The sequence below is a fragment of the Kribbella steppae genome, from assembly GCF_004342025.1.
GTDB lineage: Bacteria > Actinomycetota > Actinomycetes > Propionibacteriales > Kribbellaceae > Kribbella > Kribbella steppae.
Genome location: NZ_SLWN01000001.1, coordinates 123,176 through 137,369, shown reverse-complemented (window position 1 = coordinate 137,369; position 14,194 = coordinate 123,176). Strand labels below are relative to the sequence as shown.

The window sequence follows — 14,194 nt, the reverse complement described above, 5'->3', positions numbered from 1 at the left end:
CCGATCAGACCGACCGGGCAGCACGAAGCCGATGGGTGGCCCGTCAGGTCCCGCAGTGTAAGTTCCGTTGCGGAAGGCGTGGTCAATGGGGACGGCGCGAGCAGAGGAAGGGACCGACCGGGCTGTGTCCACCGGACGCATCAACCGCACCAGGGGTATCGCCCTCGCCGCCATCACCAGCACCGCAGTCGTCGCGGGCGTGATCTTCATCCAGGGAGCGGCTGACGCTGATCCGAAGCCGGACCTGGACACGGCGAAGAAGCAGGTCGCCGCTCTGCAGCACAAGGCCGAGGAGGCCGGTGAGTCGGCCAACGACCTGCGCGGGCAGATCAGCGCCTCCGGTGCCCGGGTGAAGGCCCTGCAGGCCGCCATCGCGAAGCAGCAGGGCCAGGTGGACGGAGTGAAGCGGCAGATCGGTTCCCTCGCGGTCGCCGGATACCAGACCTCCGGGATGACGACGACGGCGCAGTTGCTGCTGTCGACGAACCCCGACCAGTTCCTCAGCCAGGCCTCCACCGCCCAGGCCTTCGCCGGCCAGCAGAACTCGGCGCTCCGCCGCTACCAGCAGGCCCAGGGCAAGCTGGGCGACCTGAAGGCCAGCGAGCAGACCGAGTTGGCCGCGCTGCAGGCCGTGCAGGCGCAGCAGGACGCGCTGAAGAAGCAGATCCAGACCAACCTCGACGCCGCCGAGAAGGTGCTCGACAAGCTCAGTGACGAGGAGCGGGCCCGGATCCAGGCGGAGAACGAGAAGGAAGCCGAGGAGGCCAAGGACGAGCGTCCGAGCCGGGACGGCGACCGGATGGACGATCTGCCGGTGCCGGCCAACGGCCGCGCCGGGATCGCGGTCCAGACCGCGATGGCGCAGCTGGGCGACCCGTACGTCTGGGGCGCCGAAGGGCCGAACTCGTTCGACTGCTCCGGCCTGATGCTGTACGCCTGGGGCAAGGCCGGTGTCTCGCTGTCGCACTCGTCGAAGGCGCAGGCCAGCGAGGGTCGCCGGGTCAGCAAGAGCCAGTTGATGCCGGGTGACCTGGTCTTCTACTACTCGCCGATCAGCCACGTCGGGATGTACATCGGCAACGGCCGGATCGTGCACGCGAGCCGCCCGGGCAAGCCGGTGAAGACCGACCCGATCGACCTGATGCCTTACAGCACCGCGGTCCGTCCGGGCTGAACCGCACCTTTGTCATACTCATCGGCTCCGGGGTCTCATCCCCGGAGCCGAGTCATTTCACCACCATCCGAGTGCTCTACTGTCAGAGGAGGCACGTAGTGTCCCGCCTGACTGGGGCAGGTGAGCAGCGAGGGGCCGAGGTGATCGACGAACAGGGCGACACGATGCCCCTGCCCGCGGTGCCTCCCGCCCCCCACCCGGAGACCGCGGACCGGGTCGATGGCGGGCGTCGGGTCCCGCCCACGTTCGGTCCGATCGTGCGGAAGGTCGCGCTCGGCGTCGCCGTCTGCCTGGTCGCCGGAGCCGGGTATGCCGGTCTGCGCCAGATCGCCGACGCGCCTGCCGATCCAGGTGTTCCGATCACCGCGGAGTCCCCGCAGACCTCGACCACGCCGGACGAGGCCGCGGAGGGCGTACGGCGTGCCAGCGTCGGCGGAGCGGTGTTGCAGAAGATGTCCACGGCGGTCGAGGACGAGAGCCGGTCCGCGTTCCTCGCCACCGTCGACCCGCAGGCGACCGAGTTCCGCGAGAGCGCCCGCACGATCTTCGCGAACCTCGGCAAACTCCCGATCGCCAGCTTCCAGTTCCGCTACGTCAGCGACGACACCGCGGCACTCACTCCCGACCGCCAGGCCGCGCTGGGCGGAAGCGAGTCCTGGCTGGCCCAGGTCGAGGTCTCCTGGCAACTCAGCGGGTACGACGCAAAACCGGCCCGCGAGACCCTGCCGGTCACCTTCGTCACCCGCGACGGTACGACGTACGCGGCCTCCTTCTCGGAGCGGTTCGTGGCCGGTCAGCGGCGGCCGATCTGGGCGCTCGGCCCGATCGACGTGGCCGAGGGTGATCGCAGTCTGGTGATCAGCCTTGATTCGGAGGCGAACGCGGAGAGCTATGTCTCCGCCACCGACCGTGCGGTCGAGTCGGTCAGCAAGGTCTGGGGCCGGAGCTGGCGCCAGAAGGCGGTCGTCTACCTGCCCGCCAAACAAGCCCAGATGGAGTTCGTGCTCGGCGCGCAGCCGAACACCTATACCCAGATCGCCGCGGTCACGATGGCCGAGCTGGACACCCCGCAAGCCGGTGCGCCGGTGCGGATCGTGGCGAACCCCAAGCTGTTCGACGAGCTGGGCAGACAGGGCCGCAAGATCGTGCTGACCCACGAGACGACCCACGTCGCGTCGACCGCCACCGCCTCGCCGGTACCGTTGTGGCTGGCCGAGGGGTTCGCGGACTACGTCGCGTTCACCGCCGTACCCGTACAGGACGAGTCGGCGGCGAAGGAGTTGTTCAAGGCGATCCGGGCGGGCAAGGTGCCGACGGCACTCCCAGCGCCCGAGGCGTTCGCCGCGTCGTCGTCGGAGCTGCCCCAGGCCTACGAGTCGGCCTGGCTCGCCTGCCGGCTGATCGCCGAGCGGGAGGGGCAGAGCAAGTTGGTGAAGTTCTACCGGGCCGTGCACGCGTCGAAGAGTCCGACCGGTCTGGCCGACGCCTTCAAGTCCGTGCTCGGCATGACCGAGCAGGAGTTCGTCGCGGAGTGGCAGCAGTACCTCAAGAGGCTCGCCGGTGTCTGACGCGGCCGCACGGTGGACGCCACCTGTGGTCGCCGTCGCCCTCGCTGCCGCACTCACCGTCGTCATCGTCGTCACCACCCCGTGGCACCTGATCGACCTGCCCACGCCGGACGCGACGCTGGACTTCACCGCCGCCGAGATCGCCCGCCAGAACGCGTTCCGGCACGAGTTGTTGCCGTGGTCAACCACCTCGTGGGTGCTGTCCGTGCTGGTCCCGCTGGCGATCGGCTTCAGCCCGCTCGGCCGCCGCCTGTACGACGCGATCCGCATTCGCCGGTGGTACGTCGCCGTACCGCTGCTCGTGGCCGGTCTCGGACTCCTCACCAGCGTGATCACCGTGCCGACCGATGTCATGGCCGAGCGGGTCAGCCGGAAGTACGGCCTGTCGGTGCAGGACTGGGGGTTGTGGACCCGTGACCGGGCGGTCAACTGGTTGCTGATGTCGCTCGCGCTCGCGGTGATCGCGGTCGGCCTGGTCGGGCTGGCGAAACGCTGGCGCTCGTGGTGGTGGTTGCCTGCGGCAATCGCTGGTGCGGTGCTCGTGCTCGGGGTCTCGTTCGCCTATCCGGTGCTGGTCGAGCCGCGGTTCAACGAGTTCACCTCGATGCCGGCCGGACCGCAGCGCGACGACTTCATGAAGCTGGCCGCGGACGACGGCGTACCGGTCAAGGATGTGCTGGTCGCGGACGCGTCCAAGCGCACAACCGCCTTGAATGCTTACGTTTCGGGCTTCGGCTCGACCCGGCGGCTGGTCGTCTACGACACGCTGCTGAAGGATGTGCCGCCCGCGCAAGTCCGGTTGGTCGTCGCGCACGAACTCGGTCACGCCGCGGAGGACGACGTACTGCACGGCACCCTGATCGGTGTGCTCGGGACCGCCTTCGCGGTGATCTTGCTCAAGTTGTTGCTTGGGGCACGGATGTCCGACCCGCGCCGGACCGCGTTGCTGCTGGCCGTGATCGTCGCCGGTACGACGCTCTCCGCTCCGGTGCAGAACCTGGTCAGCCGCCGGATCGAAGCCCGGGCGGACTACCACTCGCTGCGGCTGACGAACGATCCGGGCAACTTCGTCGCGATGCAGCACGATCTGGCCGTGACGAACATCTCGGGGCTGAACCCGAGCCGCTGGCGGTACTGGATGTTCGCCAGTCACCCGACCGCACCCGAGCGGATCGCGATGGGCCGGTCCTGGGCGGCCGAGCACGGTACGTCGGTGCCACCGTTGGTCCAGCGATGAGGGTGTTGGTCGTCACCAACGACTTCCCGCCACGCCAGGGCGGGATCGAGACGTTCGTCCGGTCCCTGTGCGACGAGCTGCCTGACGTCGTCGTCTACACGTCACATTCACCTGGCGACACGTCGTACGACTCAGATCTGCCGTTCCCGGTGGTGCGAGACCCCACGACGATGCTGCTGCCGACGCCGCGGATCACGAAGTACGCCGTACGGCTGATGCGTGAGCACAACGCGGATCGGGTGCTGTTCGGGGCGGCCGCGCCACTCGGCCTGATGGGGCCGGCGCTGCGACGGGCCGGGGCGCGGCGGATCGTCGCGATGACGCACGGGCACGAGACGTGGTGGGCCGGTGTACCGGGCACTCGCCAGGCGCTCCGGCGGATCGGCGACGCGGCCGACACGGTGACGACGGTCTCGTCGTGGTGTGCGGACCAGATCGCGCCGGCGCTGTCACCGGCCGCAGTACGACGGATGCGACGGCTGACTCCTGGGGTCGACACCGACCGATTCTTCCCGGAGTGCGGGGGAGAGCAGGTGCGCAAAGGACTCGGGCTCGAAGGTGCGCCCGTGGTCGCGTGCGTGTCGAGGCTGATCCCGCGGAAAGGGCAGGACACGCTGATCCGCGCTTGGCCTCGGGTGCTGGCCGCCGTACCGTCCGCCATTCTCCTGCTGGTCGGCGGCGGTCCGGACCGCGAACGGTTGGAGGGTCTTGCGGCGTCCCTCGGCATCACGTCCTCCGTGGTCTTCACCGGTCCGGTGCCGTGGACGGATATCCCGCCGTACGTCGACGCCGCGGACGTATTCGCGATGCCGTGCCGGACCCGGCGGTTCGGGCTCGAGCCGGAGGCGCTCGGGATCGTCACACTCGAGGCGTCCGCCGCCGGCAAGCCGGTCGTGGTCGGAGACTCGGGTGGAGCCGCGGACACGGTCAGGCACGGCGAAACCGGCTACCTGGTCGACCCGTACAACCCGCCTGCCGTCGCTGCCCGGCTCATCGCTCTGCTCACCCATCCGGCGAAGGCGAAGGCGATGGGAGCGGCGGGTCGGGCCTGGGTTCGCGAGAGCTGGTCGTGGTCGGGGAGCGGCGCCGTACTGCGGGAGCTGCTCGACTTGTGATCGGGAACGCGCTGGACAGGGAGCGTCGCGGGTCGTGTACTCTGGCGGACATGCATCAGATGTCCCGACTTACCGCAGCCGTACGAGCTCACTGCTCTCCGGCTGCCGCTGCCTGACATCTCGACCTCCCACCGGCGACCGGAAACGGTTCGCCGGTTTTGTTGTTTCTGAAGCCCGGTGGTCTGGTTCCGGTCAGTGAAAGACAGGACCAGAACCATGAACATCAGCAGGACCTTCATCGACTACTTCCTCGACCGCGGCCATATTCCGACCACCGGGTCCACGCTCATTCCGCGGCTCGGTGATCCGGTGCTCTTCACGACGTCCGGTATGCATCCACTGACGCCGTACCTGGAAGGGGAACCTCATCCCCTGGGGCGCAGACTCGTGGGCATCCAGCGATGCCTGCGAACAACCGATCTCGACGAGGTGGGGGATCCGACCCACCTCACTGTGTTCGAGATGCTCGGCTCGTGGTCGCTCGGCGACTACGGCAGCAGCCAGACGCTGCGCTGGGGCCACGAGCTGATCACCCAGGGGTTCGGTATCGACCCCAAGCGCCTGTACGTGACCGTGTTCGGCGGTGACGGCCAGGTCCCGATCGACCAGGAGTCGTTGCGGACCTGGCAGGAGCTCGGGCTGCCGATCGAGCTGACCACCGACGACAACTGGTGGTCGAACGGCCCGACCGGACCGTGCGGACCCGACTCGGAGATCTTCGTCTGGACCGGCGAGGGTGATCCGGAGGGCACGCCGAGCACGGACAAGCGGTGGGTCGAGGTGTGGAACCACGTGATGATGCGGTACCGCCGCCTCGACGACGGATCGCTTGAACCGCTCCAGCAGAACATCGACACCGGCCTCGGTCTCGAGCGGCTGACCATGCTGATGGAGGGCAAGGACTCGGTCTACGAGACCTCGCTGTTCGAGCCGTGGATGCGGATCATCCCGGAGATGTGGCGGCTGGACGAGCAGTCGCAGCGGATCGTCATCGACCACCTGCGATCCAGCATCGTGATCGTCGGCGACGGCGTGCACCCGTCGAACACCGGCCGCGGCTACGTGCTGCGCCGGCTGATTCGCCGGGTGCTGACCGTCCTGTGGCGCGACGACGAGTCACGCACGTTGTCCGACCTGCCGATGGAGTTGTTCGAGCACACGCTGAACCACTTCCACCAGGGCGAGGTGGTCACGCTGGTCCGCCGGATCCTGATCGACGAGGAGATCCGGTTCAGCAACCTGCTCGACCGCGGCCGCAAGGTCCTCAGTCACGAGCGCTTCCACAAGTCCCTCGACGACACCGACTACGAGTACCTGCACGAGACACACGGGTTGCCCAGGGAGTTGGTGGACTCGTTGCGGTAGGACCGAAGGACAGGAGGTGGTCGCCGCCAGTGGGCTGATGCCGGCCGGCCTGAGCGAGCCGGGCGCTGAGCGGGCGGACTACCTCCTGTCCTTCGGTACCGCTCAAACCCCCGCCGAGTCCAGCGTCCGAGGCGTGTCGGAGTCCGGGACCTCCGGTGGGGCGACCTTGCCGACGGAGGACTGGGCGACGAAGGCACCGGCCAGGACGATCACGCCGCCGATGATCTGGTTGGTACGCAACGTCTCGTTCAGCAGGATCCAGGCGAAGATGCTCGCGGCAACGACCTCGACGTAGGCGACCGCACCACCCACTGCGGCCGACAACCGCTGCACCGCGGCGGCGCCGGCGAGGTAGGCGACGACCGTGCTGACGACGATCAGCCAGGTGGCCAGCACCCAGCCGGGCGCGGAGCGGTCGCCGATCGCGATCGTCTCGACCAGTGCGTGCCACGGGATGCCCCACGGCGCGGAGATCGCGGTCAGCACCACCGCACCGACCACGCTCCCGGCCGCGGTCATCACCAGCGGATCCGCGGCGCCGGTCAGCTTGTCGATCAGGATGAAGTAGGTTGCCTGGCACGCGGCCGCACCGAGTCCGGCGATCAGGCCGACCAGGTCGAGCGTCAGCCCGGACCAGATCTCCACCACAGTCGCAAGACCGATCAGCGCGATACCGACTCCGACCGCCGCAGTCCGCGGTACGGCGATCTTCTGCCCGAACTTGAGCCACGCGACCACCAGCACCGGCCCGGTGAACTCGAGCATCAGCGCGACCCCGACCGGCAGCCGGCTGGCCGCGATGAAGAACAGCGTCTGACAGCCGGCGATCCCGGTCAGTCCGTACAAGACGAGCATTCGCCACGACGACCGGGCGGCGCGCAGGCCGCTGACGCCGCGGAAGATCAGCACGAGCGGGATGAGCAGCGCCGCGGCCCCGAGAATCCGCAGCCAGGCGGCCTGTTCAGGGCTGAAACCGGCCCCGATCAGCGCCTTCGCGAACGGTCCGGAGCCACCGAACGTCACCGCCGAGAACACGGCGAAACCGAGCCCCACCGACTTCGTGCTGTACATGGGCATAACCCTCTCATGCCCATTACATCTCTGTCGAGCGCGTTCTCAGAGCACGTTCACCGCGCGGGCCGCGATCACCGCGATCGTCAGCAGCGAGACAGCCGACTGGATCCCCATCAGCGTCTTCACCCGTGCGGTCAGCGGCATCGTGTCGGTCGGGCTGAACGCGGTCGCGGCGGTGAACGCGACGAACAGGTAGTCGGTGAACCCGGGCAGCCAGCGCTCCCAGCCCGGCAGGTCGACCGTCATCTGCGGGAACAGCAGATCGGCCCGCTCGGCCTCATGCTCGTGCTCGGGCGCCCGGGCGAACGGCCCACCCCGGTCCACCTCCCAGTACCAGACCCCGAACGCGACCACATTCGTCACCCAGATGAGCAACGCGGCCTTCACCAGCACCATGCCGTCGTTGGCGTCGCCGGAACCCAGGTAGAAGATCAGTTCGGCCAGGTAGAAGACGTTGACGAGCACGAGTACGGCGAGCAGCGCCAACTCGACCCACCGCAACCAGGGCTCGTCCCGGCGCAGATGAAACGGGTTGGCCCACACCAGCGGCAGCAGCAGGGCCGCACCGAGCGCCGGCATGATCCACCGCGGCAATGTGGCGATCTCTGTCGGCACGAGCAGTTGCAGCACCAGTACTGCGAGCACGGCGAGCGAAGCCGGCCACCGCCGAATGTGACGCATCTTGTTCACACGAGCATTCTGACCCGGCGTTGCCCTCAACCGACGGAGGCGTCGACCACTGCCTGTCCTACCTCGGTACGGCGGTAATGCACCTGATGACCCGTACGCCGCCTGGTCGCCAGCCCGGCACCGTGGAGTGCGGACAGGTGTTCGGCAACCGTTGCCAGGGCCAGTCCGTACTGTGCTGCGAGCGCACTGGTCGTTGCCGGCGGGTCCAGCGCCACCAGCAAAGTTGCGCGGGTGCGACCGAGCAGACGGGCCAGTGGGTCCGGGGGAGCGGGGGCGTCGGACCACAGCCGGGCTGCGCCGCGTGCAGGGTAGACGACTGTGGGTTGGTAGGTCGGGTCGACGACCATCACCAGGTACGGCCAGGCGAAGACACCGGGGACGAGGAGGAGCCCTTGCCCGGTGAGTTCGCGGCCCGGCTCGCGGTACCGGGTGGCGATGAGGCGGTCGTCCTCCCAGGTCAGCGTCGGGTGCAGGTCGTCAAACAGAGCCGCCAGCCCGCCGTCGGTGAGTTGCTGGCCGCGGTAGGCGATGTCGTCCTCGAGGACGCGGCTGATGAGCGGCCAGTCGGGCTGGATCAGGGTGGTCCAGGCGCTCTCGATCTCGTCGGCGAGCCGCTCCCGAGTGCCGGACAGGTCTTTCAGCATCCGGTTGATCTCGGGTGCGCCGGGGTTGTTGAGCTCGTCGCGGGACCGGATCAACTCGGCCCGCACTCGCTCGAGCGGCGTGCTCCGCACTCGGGCGATCTCGGTCGCGAACTTCGCCCGGGACGCCTTGGGTGGCGGCGTCAGGAAGTCAGGTGTGAAGCCCACGCGAGGTTGCACCGCCTGCAACCCGCGCAGATCCAGCGTGGCCGCCACCTCAGCCTTCGCGGCGACCCAGGACGAGTACAACGGCCGATGCCTGGACCCGTGCAGCACCCGCACCGCCGACATCGTCTCCCACAACGGCGAGGCCCCGAACCGGCACCGCAACGTATCCCCCTGCGTGAACCGCAGGACCGTCATCGCCCAGAACTTTCGGCCACACCCAAAACTCTACTCCACCCCCACCCATCCCAGACACGCTCAACCCCGTGACTCCCAACCGCCAACCACACCCCGGCCCCGTCCCGCCACCCCCTCCGGACGAGCCGGCCAACCACACGACGGCCGGGTCTGCGTCTGCCACCCTGACTCCGCCGGCCCGGAGGACCGGTTATCTGGCTGTGCTTGCGGTTCCTGGGATGCGGAACATCTTCCTTGCCCACACCGTGTCCATGGTCGGAACCATCGCAGCTCAGGTGGCCCTGTCCATCCTCGTGTTCGAGCGGACCGGCTCACCGCTCCTCTCCGCCCTCGTGCTGGTGTGTTCATTCGTGCCTTACGCGCTCGGCGGGATCGTGCTCTCTTCTATCGCCGACCGCTTCCCAGCACGCCGGGTCCTGGTGGTGTGCGACCTGCTCAGCGCCCTCTGCATCGGTCTCATGCTGATCCCGGACCTACCGGTCGGCGCACTGCTGGGACTTCTTCTCCTGACCGGCATCATCGCCCCGATCTTCGCCGGCGCGCGCGCCGCCAGCCTCGCCCACCTGCTGCCCGCCGACCTCTTCCCGGTCGGCCGATCGTTGCTCCGGGCAATCAGCCAGCTGACCGTCCTCACCGGCTTCGCACTCGGCGCGATCGCAGTCGCAGCCATCGGCCCCACCTGGCTGCTGGCGCTGGACGTCGTCACCTTCGCCGCATCCGCAGTGCTTATCGGCGTCGGAACGCCGTACACGCCGCCCGGTGAGCGCCAGCGCAACACGGTCAGCGATTCGCTGAGCGGTCTCCGCTACCTGTTCACCACCAGGCGATTGCGCACCCTGATCCTGCTGACCTGGGTCGCGCCCGCCTTCTCCTCGGTACCCGACGGCCTGGCTGTCGCCTACACCGCCCAAGCCGGCACAGCAGCTGCGACCGCCGGCGCACTCTTCACCGGCTACGCGGCCGGCACAGTACTCGGCGAGCTCGTCGTCGCGCGGTTCACCCCTACCACGCGGCGACGGCTCGTCGTCCCACTCCTGATCGCCAGCCAGATCCCCGCAATCGCCTTCCTGGCAACGCCTTCCATCGCAGTGGCTGCCGTCCTGCTGGCGATCTCCGGCGCCGGTTACGCCTTCAACCAGGCCATCGACCCGATGATCCTCGCCACCGTCGACCCGTCGTACCGAGGCCGCCTGTTCACCGTTCAGACCAGCGGTCTGATGGCCATCCAGGGCCTCAGCATCGCCCTCGCCGGCCTGATCGGCACGTTCCTGAAACCGAACCTCACCATCGCCTTCTCCGGCATCCTCGGTACGACGGTCACGCTGCTGATCGCCCGTCAGGCACTCACCAGGGAACCACCTAGTCCAGCGACCCAGGTCCCCTGAACAGACCACTCGGACCGTCGGGAGGAAGGGTCGCGATCAGAACCGGCACCGCGGCGCCGTCCGCGGTCGTCCGGTCGCCGCGGTGAACCTTGGCGCGCGAGTTCAGATCGGTTGGCACCAGACCCGGGTTCGCAGCGTTGACCTTGATTCCGTCCTTCCGCAACGCGCTCGCGTAGACGAGTGTCAACGCGTTGAGCGCAGCCTTGGACGAGCTGTCGCGAGCAGTCCCTGGGATGCCAGCCGGCCGTCCGGGTCCGACAGCAGCTCGAGTGACCGAGCAGGCGGACATGGTCCGCGACGGCCGGGCGGATGTGGCGCTGGTCAGCCGGCCGTTCGACGATCACGGCCTGGAGTCCGAACTGTTGTGGACCGAGCCACGAGTGGCGGCACTTCCGGCCGGTCATGAACTGGCTGCCCGTGATGTCCTCAGCCCCGACGACTTGGCCGATATCCCCGCGCCCCGGTGGAGTGGCGCGCGCGACGCCGACCAAAACTACTGGTCGGCCCATCCGGGTCGCCCGGTGGACGGCCCGATCATCCAGGACGCATCCCAACTGCTGGAGGTCGTCGCCTTCGGGCAAGCGGCCGCCCTGGTCCCCACCTCACTTGCTCGAAGCAACCAACGCCCCGATGTCGTCTATCTCCCGGTCCGCGACATAGCGCCGTACCAGATGATGTTGGTCTGGCCGGCCGGCAGCCGTTCGCTCTGGATCGCGCGCTTCCTCGATTGCGCCATCAGGCACTCGAGCGAACAACCAGCGGAGCCGTGACGAGGCGGCCGGGTTCGTCCGGGTCGCCGTTGATCTCGCCCAGGGCGCGGTCGAAGAGGCACGAGGCGATGTCGCGGAGCGGGATCCGGGCGGTGGTCAGAGGTGTGTCGAGCATGCCGGCGAAGGGGAAGTCGTTGAAGCCGGTGACGGCGATGTCCTGGCCGACCTTCACCCCGAGCCGCTGCAGCGCGCGCATCGCGACCACGGCATAGGCATCGTTGTCGGCCACGAACACGTCCGGCTGATCACGGCGACCGAGCGCTTCCTCGACGTACGCCGACACCTGCTCGAGCGAACCGAACGACTCCACTGCCACCGGTGACGCGAACTCCCGGCAGAACCCGTCCTGTCGCTGATGCACCCACGGCAGCGCGCTGTCCGTCGCGAGGTAGGCAGCCTTGGTCCGGCCGGTCGCGTCCAGATGGTGTGCGATGCCGGCCATCGAGGTCTCGTTGTCGACGTCGACCCAGCACTGGCGTTGCTGCGGCCCGGTCCGCCCGAACGCGACGAACGGGAACGGCCGCTGGCTGAGGAACTCGATCCGCGCGTCCTGCGGCATCGTCTCCAGGACGACGATCGCGTCGACCTGCCGGGCCGCGATCAGCTTCTCGTACAGCGCGATCTCGGTCGCACCTTCGGTCGGTGTGGTGACGTGGACGCCGTACCCGGAGATCGCCGCCGACTTCACCAGACCGCCGAGCAATCCGTGCAGGAAGCCGCCCAGCCCGGGGTTCTGGTCGCTGAACGCATCGTCGTCGAGGTACAGCGGCAGCCCGATCACCTGACTGCGACCTGACGACAAGGCCCGGGCGGCGTGGTTCGGGGCGTAGCCGAGCTCTTCGATCGCGGCGCGCACAGTCCGCACCGTCGGGTCGCTCACCCGATGCGGCGCGTTCAGCACGTTCGACACCGTCATCGCCGACACCCCGGCCAGCCGGGCCACGTCCGCGACCGTTGTCCGCCGTGGCTTCCGCTGCTCGGCCAATCCAGCCCCCTCCATCAGTTCCGCTCGATCCGGGCCACGCCGGCCACAGGTACGTCGATCGCCCACAGTTCCGGCGCCTTCGTCGTACCCCGATAGACCTCGACACCCGAGCAGTCCGACACTACGAGGTCGACCGGTCCAGGCCCAGCACCTTCGACCAGGATGCGCGCTTCGCTGCCACCGTTCACCAGCACGACCGACCGATCGGAGTCACTCAAACGCACGACAGGGTTGGCGAAAACGGCAACCACAGTCTTCGAACCGACGGCCCGCACCTGGGTGTAGCGCGCGTCCGGACGCGAAGGAGTCAGTACGCCGTGCAGCAGCACATCGGCGTGGTCCCGCAGGAACCCGAGCCAGAACCGTACGACGCGCTCCTGCTCCACCGGCAGTGCATCGAGCTCCACCGACACCTGCGGCGTACTGAACATCGCACCGATGAACTGCTGAGCAACCGTCTCCGGGGCCGCCGCCGGATGCCACATCAGCATGTCCGAGTGGACCGCTCGATCGCCGGCCAGCAAGCGACTGTCGATCGTGCGGACCCGGTTCTCCACCGGGTCCATCGCGCAGTCTCCGGCCCGCAGGAACGTGCCGAACTGCCACAGCCGCGGGTTCACGTAGTCCTGCCGGAACTCGATCAAGACGTTCGGCCGCAGCTCGGCCGTGATCGCCTGCAGGATCAGCTCGACGCCCTCGTCGATCGACGAGCAGTCACCGTCGGGTGCCGGCGGGGGAGACGACCAGGCCCACGAGTCGAGGAAGTCGAGCTTCAGCCCGTCGACACCCCAGTCCCGCACCGGCCGGAGGCAGCTCTCGACGATGTGGTCACGCACCTCGCGGTACCGCGGATCCAGCACCGAGGCGCTGAGTCCGTCGACGTAGCCGAGGGTCCGGTCCTTCAACCGCTCCCACGCTTTGGAGTGCGCACCGATCAACGGCGGCGCGAGCCACAGCACGTAATCAAGTCCGAGCTCGTGCACCCGCCGTACATGCCCGGCCATGTCGGGGAACGTCCGGCTGGTCGGCTCCCAGTCGCCGCAATGGGCGTAGCCGCGCGCGGTGTCATCGGTCTGCCAGCCGTCGTCGACGATCACCGCCTGACAGCCGTACGACGCTCCCGCGCGAGCGTGCCGTTCGACTGACTCGGCCGAGACGTGCTGGTGGTCGCTGTACCAAGTGGAGTACATCGCCTGCCGGGCGAGCTCGGGCACCGGCGCGATCCGATCGCCCAACTCGTCCGCCCAGTCCTCGGTCACACCTCTGAGCGCTGCGGCGAAGTGCTGGTCGCGCAGGTCGATCCGCAGGGTGAAGCGGCGGACGCCGTCGGTCGGCTCGATGTCGTCGACTGCGAGCTGGATCAGCTGCTCGGCGCCTTCCTCGTGCACACCGATCGCGAAATCGCACCCGCGGACCGTCGCGGACAGCGCGACGGTCAGCAGGCTGTGGTCCTGGGCGTCGACGAGACTCGCGACCGGCGCCGAGCGGACCGACCGGATGTCGCGGTGAGAACCCCAGTCGGTCGGCAGTTCGCGATGCGATCCCTGCGTCGCCCGCCACAGCGTGACCGCGGACTCGGCCGGCCAGGTCCACCGCATCCGGACGACGTCCTCGGCCACCACGTCGTACCGCAGTACGCCGGGCTCGGTGGCCGGCAGTGCGGTGATCGAGCGGGCGCCGGAGACCGAGCCGGTGCGGAGCGTGCGGCCGTCGGGCGAGCAGATCTCGAAAGTCGTCACGTCTGGACTATAGCGGTAAAACCGAGGTGCAAGAAGGTATTGACTGAATTGCTGGACGCTCCTAGTTTTAGCGCTAATATCCGATTCT

13 protein-coding genes are annotated in these 14,194 nt (G+C 68.4%); 7 read left to right on the top strand and 6 right to left on the bottom strand.

Annotated features, from left to right (window positions below; all coding sequences use genetic code 11):
- The first annotated feature begins 85 nt into the window (after nt 1-85).
- The 5 genes from EV652_RS00630 to EV652_RS00610 all read left to right on the top strand — a co-directional run bounded on the left by EV652_RS00630 (nt 86) and on the right by EV652_RS00610 (nt 6,459).
- Nucleotides 86-1,174: a C40 family peptidase gene (locus EV652_RS00630; protein ID WP_242001469.1), complete on the top strand. Its 1,089-nt coding sequence runs from the start codon at nt 86-88 to the stop codon at nt 1,172-1,174.
- Between the two features lie 98 nt (nt 1,175-1,272).
- A complete protein-coding gene (locus tag EV652_RS00625; RefSeq protein WP_132206969.1) occupies nt 1,273-2,742 on the top strand; it encodes a hypothetical protein in 1,470 nt (489 codons plus the stop codon).
- The gene (locus EV652_RS00620; protein ID WP_132206968.1) at nt 2,735-3,979 is read left to right on the top strand and encodes a M48 family metallopeptidase; all 1,245 of its coding nucleotides are present in this window, start codon (nt 2,735-2,737) and stop codon (nt 3,977-3,979) included. Before EV652_RS00625 ends, EV652_RS00620 begins: the two co-directional genes overlap by 8 nt.
- Nucleotides 3,976-5,094, top strand: a complete 1,119-nt coding sequence (locus EV652_RS00615; protein WP_132206967.1) for a glycosyltransferase family 4 protein — start codon at nt 3,976-3,978, stop codon at nt 5,092-5,094. The genes EV652_RS00620 and EV652_RS00615 overlap by 4 nt, the downstream gene beginning before the upstream one ends.
- A gap of 216 nt (nt 5,095-5,310) precedes the next feature.
- Nucleotides 5,311-6,459: an alanine--tRNA ligase-related protein gene (locus EV652_RS00610; RefSeq protein ID WP_132206966.1), complete on the top strand. Its 1,149-nt coding sequence runs from the start codon at nt 5,311-5,313 to the stop codon at nt 6,457-6,459.
- 102 nt (nt 6,460-6,561) lie between these two features.
- Here the strand turns inward: EV652_RS00610 and EV652_RS00605 are convergent, their stop codons facing one another.
- Genes EV652_RS00605 through EV652_RS00595 form a run of 3 tightly spaced genes read right to left on the bottom strand, consistent with a single transcriptional unit; the run spans nt 6,562 to nt 9,227 of the window.
- Nucleotides 6,562-7,530 carry an EamA family transporter gene (locus EV652_RS00605; protein WP_242001468.1) on the bottom strand — a complete coding sequence of 323 codons (969 nt, stop codon included), beginning with the start codon at nt 7,528-7,530 and terminating at the stop codon, nt 6,562-6,564.
- 45 nt (nt 7,531-7,575) lie between these two features.
- Complete coding sequence (locus EV652_RS00600; protein WP_199237939.1) at nt 7,576-8,223, bottom strand: hypothetical protein; 648 nt, start codon at nt 8,221-8,223, stop codon at nt 7,576-7,578.
- Between the two features lie 26 nt (nt 8,224-8,249).
- Complete coding sequence (locus EV652_RS00595) at nt 8,250-9,227, bottom strand: ArsR/SmtB family transcription factor (protein ID WP_199237938.1); 978 nt, start codon at nt 9,225-9,227, stop codon at nt 8,250-8,252.
- A 68-nt stretch (nt 9,228-9,295) separates the two neighbouring features.
- On the opposite strand from EV652_RS00595, the gene EV652_RS00590 reads away from it, so the two are divergent.
- Nucleotides 9,296-10,612, top strand: coding sequence for an MFS transporter (locus tag EV652_RS00590; protein WP_369409984.1), 1,317 nt, complete (start codon nt 9,296-9,298; stop codon nt 10,610-10,612).
- Here EV652_RS00590 and EV652_RS46090 read toward each other — a convergent pair.
- Nucleotides 10,587-10,901, bottom strand: coding sequence for an SDR family oxidoreductase (locus tag EV652_RS46090; RefSeq protein WP_199237937.1), 315 nt, complete (start codon nt 10,899-10,901; stop codon nt 10,587-10,589). The genes EV652_RS00590 and EV652_RS46090 overlap by 26 nt on opposite strands.
- On the opposite strand from EV652_RS46090, the gene EV652_RS00580 reads away from it, so the two are divergent.
- Nucleotides 10,882-11,382, top strand: coding sequence for a LysR family substrate-binding domain-containing protein (locus EV652_RS00580; protein WP_242001467.1), 501 nt, complete (start codon nt 10,882-10,884; stop codon nt 11,380-11,382). The genes EV652_RS46090 and EV652_RS00580 overlap by 20 nt on opposite strands.
- Here the strand turns inward: EV652_RS00580 and EV652_RS00575 are convergent.
- Together EV652_RS00575 and EV652_RS00570 are read right to left on the bottom strand one after the other, a co-directional pair.
- Complete coding sequence (locus tag EV652_RS00575; protein ID WP_132206962.1) at nt 11,348-12,382, bottom strand: LacI family DNA-binding transcriptional regulator; 1,035 nt, start codon at nt 12,380-12,382, stop codon at nt 11,348-11,350. The genes EV652_RS00580 and EV652_RS00575 overlap by 35 nt on opposite strands.
- Complete coding sequence (locus EV652_RS00570; protein ID WP_132206961.1) at nt 12,382-14,106, bottom strand: glycoside hydrolase family 36 protein; 1,725 nt, start codon at nt 14,104-14,106, stop codon at nt 12,382-12,384. The genes EV652_RS00575 and EV652_RS00570 overlap by 1 nt, the downstream gene beginning before the upstream one ends.
- Nucleotides 14,107-14,194: the final 88 nt, after the last annotated feature.

Excerpts from the sequence above, each read along its gene's own strand:
- EV652_RS00575 (WP_132206962.1), bottom strand. The coding sequence starts at position 12,382 with ATGGAGGGGGCTGGATTGGCCGAGCAGCGGAAGCCACGGCGGACAACG.
- EV652_RS46090 (WP_199237937.1), bottom strand. The coding sequence starts at position 10,901 with ATGTCCGCCTGCTCGGTCACTCGAGCTGCTGTCGGACCCGGACGGCCG.
- EV652_RS00595 (WP_199237938.1), bottom strand. The coding sequence starts at position 9,227 with ATGACGGTCCTGCGGTTCACGCAGGGGGATACGTTGCGGTGCCGGTTC.
- EV652_RS00605 (WP_242001468.1), bottom strand. The coding sequence starts at position 7,530 with ATGTACAGCACGAAGTCGGTGGGGCTCGGTTTCGCCGTGTTCTCGGCG.
- EV652_RS00630 (WP_242001469.1), top strand. The coding sequence starts at position 86 with ATGGGGACGGCGCGAGCAGAGGAAGGGACCGACCGGGCTGTGTCCACC.
- EV652_RS00610 (WP_132206966.1), top strand. The coding sequence starts at position 5,311 with ATGAACATCAGCAGGACCTTCATCGACTACTTCCTCGACCGCGGCCAT.
- EV652_RS00615 (WP_132206967.1), top strand. The coding sequence starts at position 3,976 with ATGAGGGTGTTGGTCGTCACCAACGACTTCCCGCCACGCCAGGGCGGG.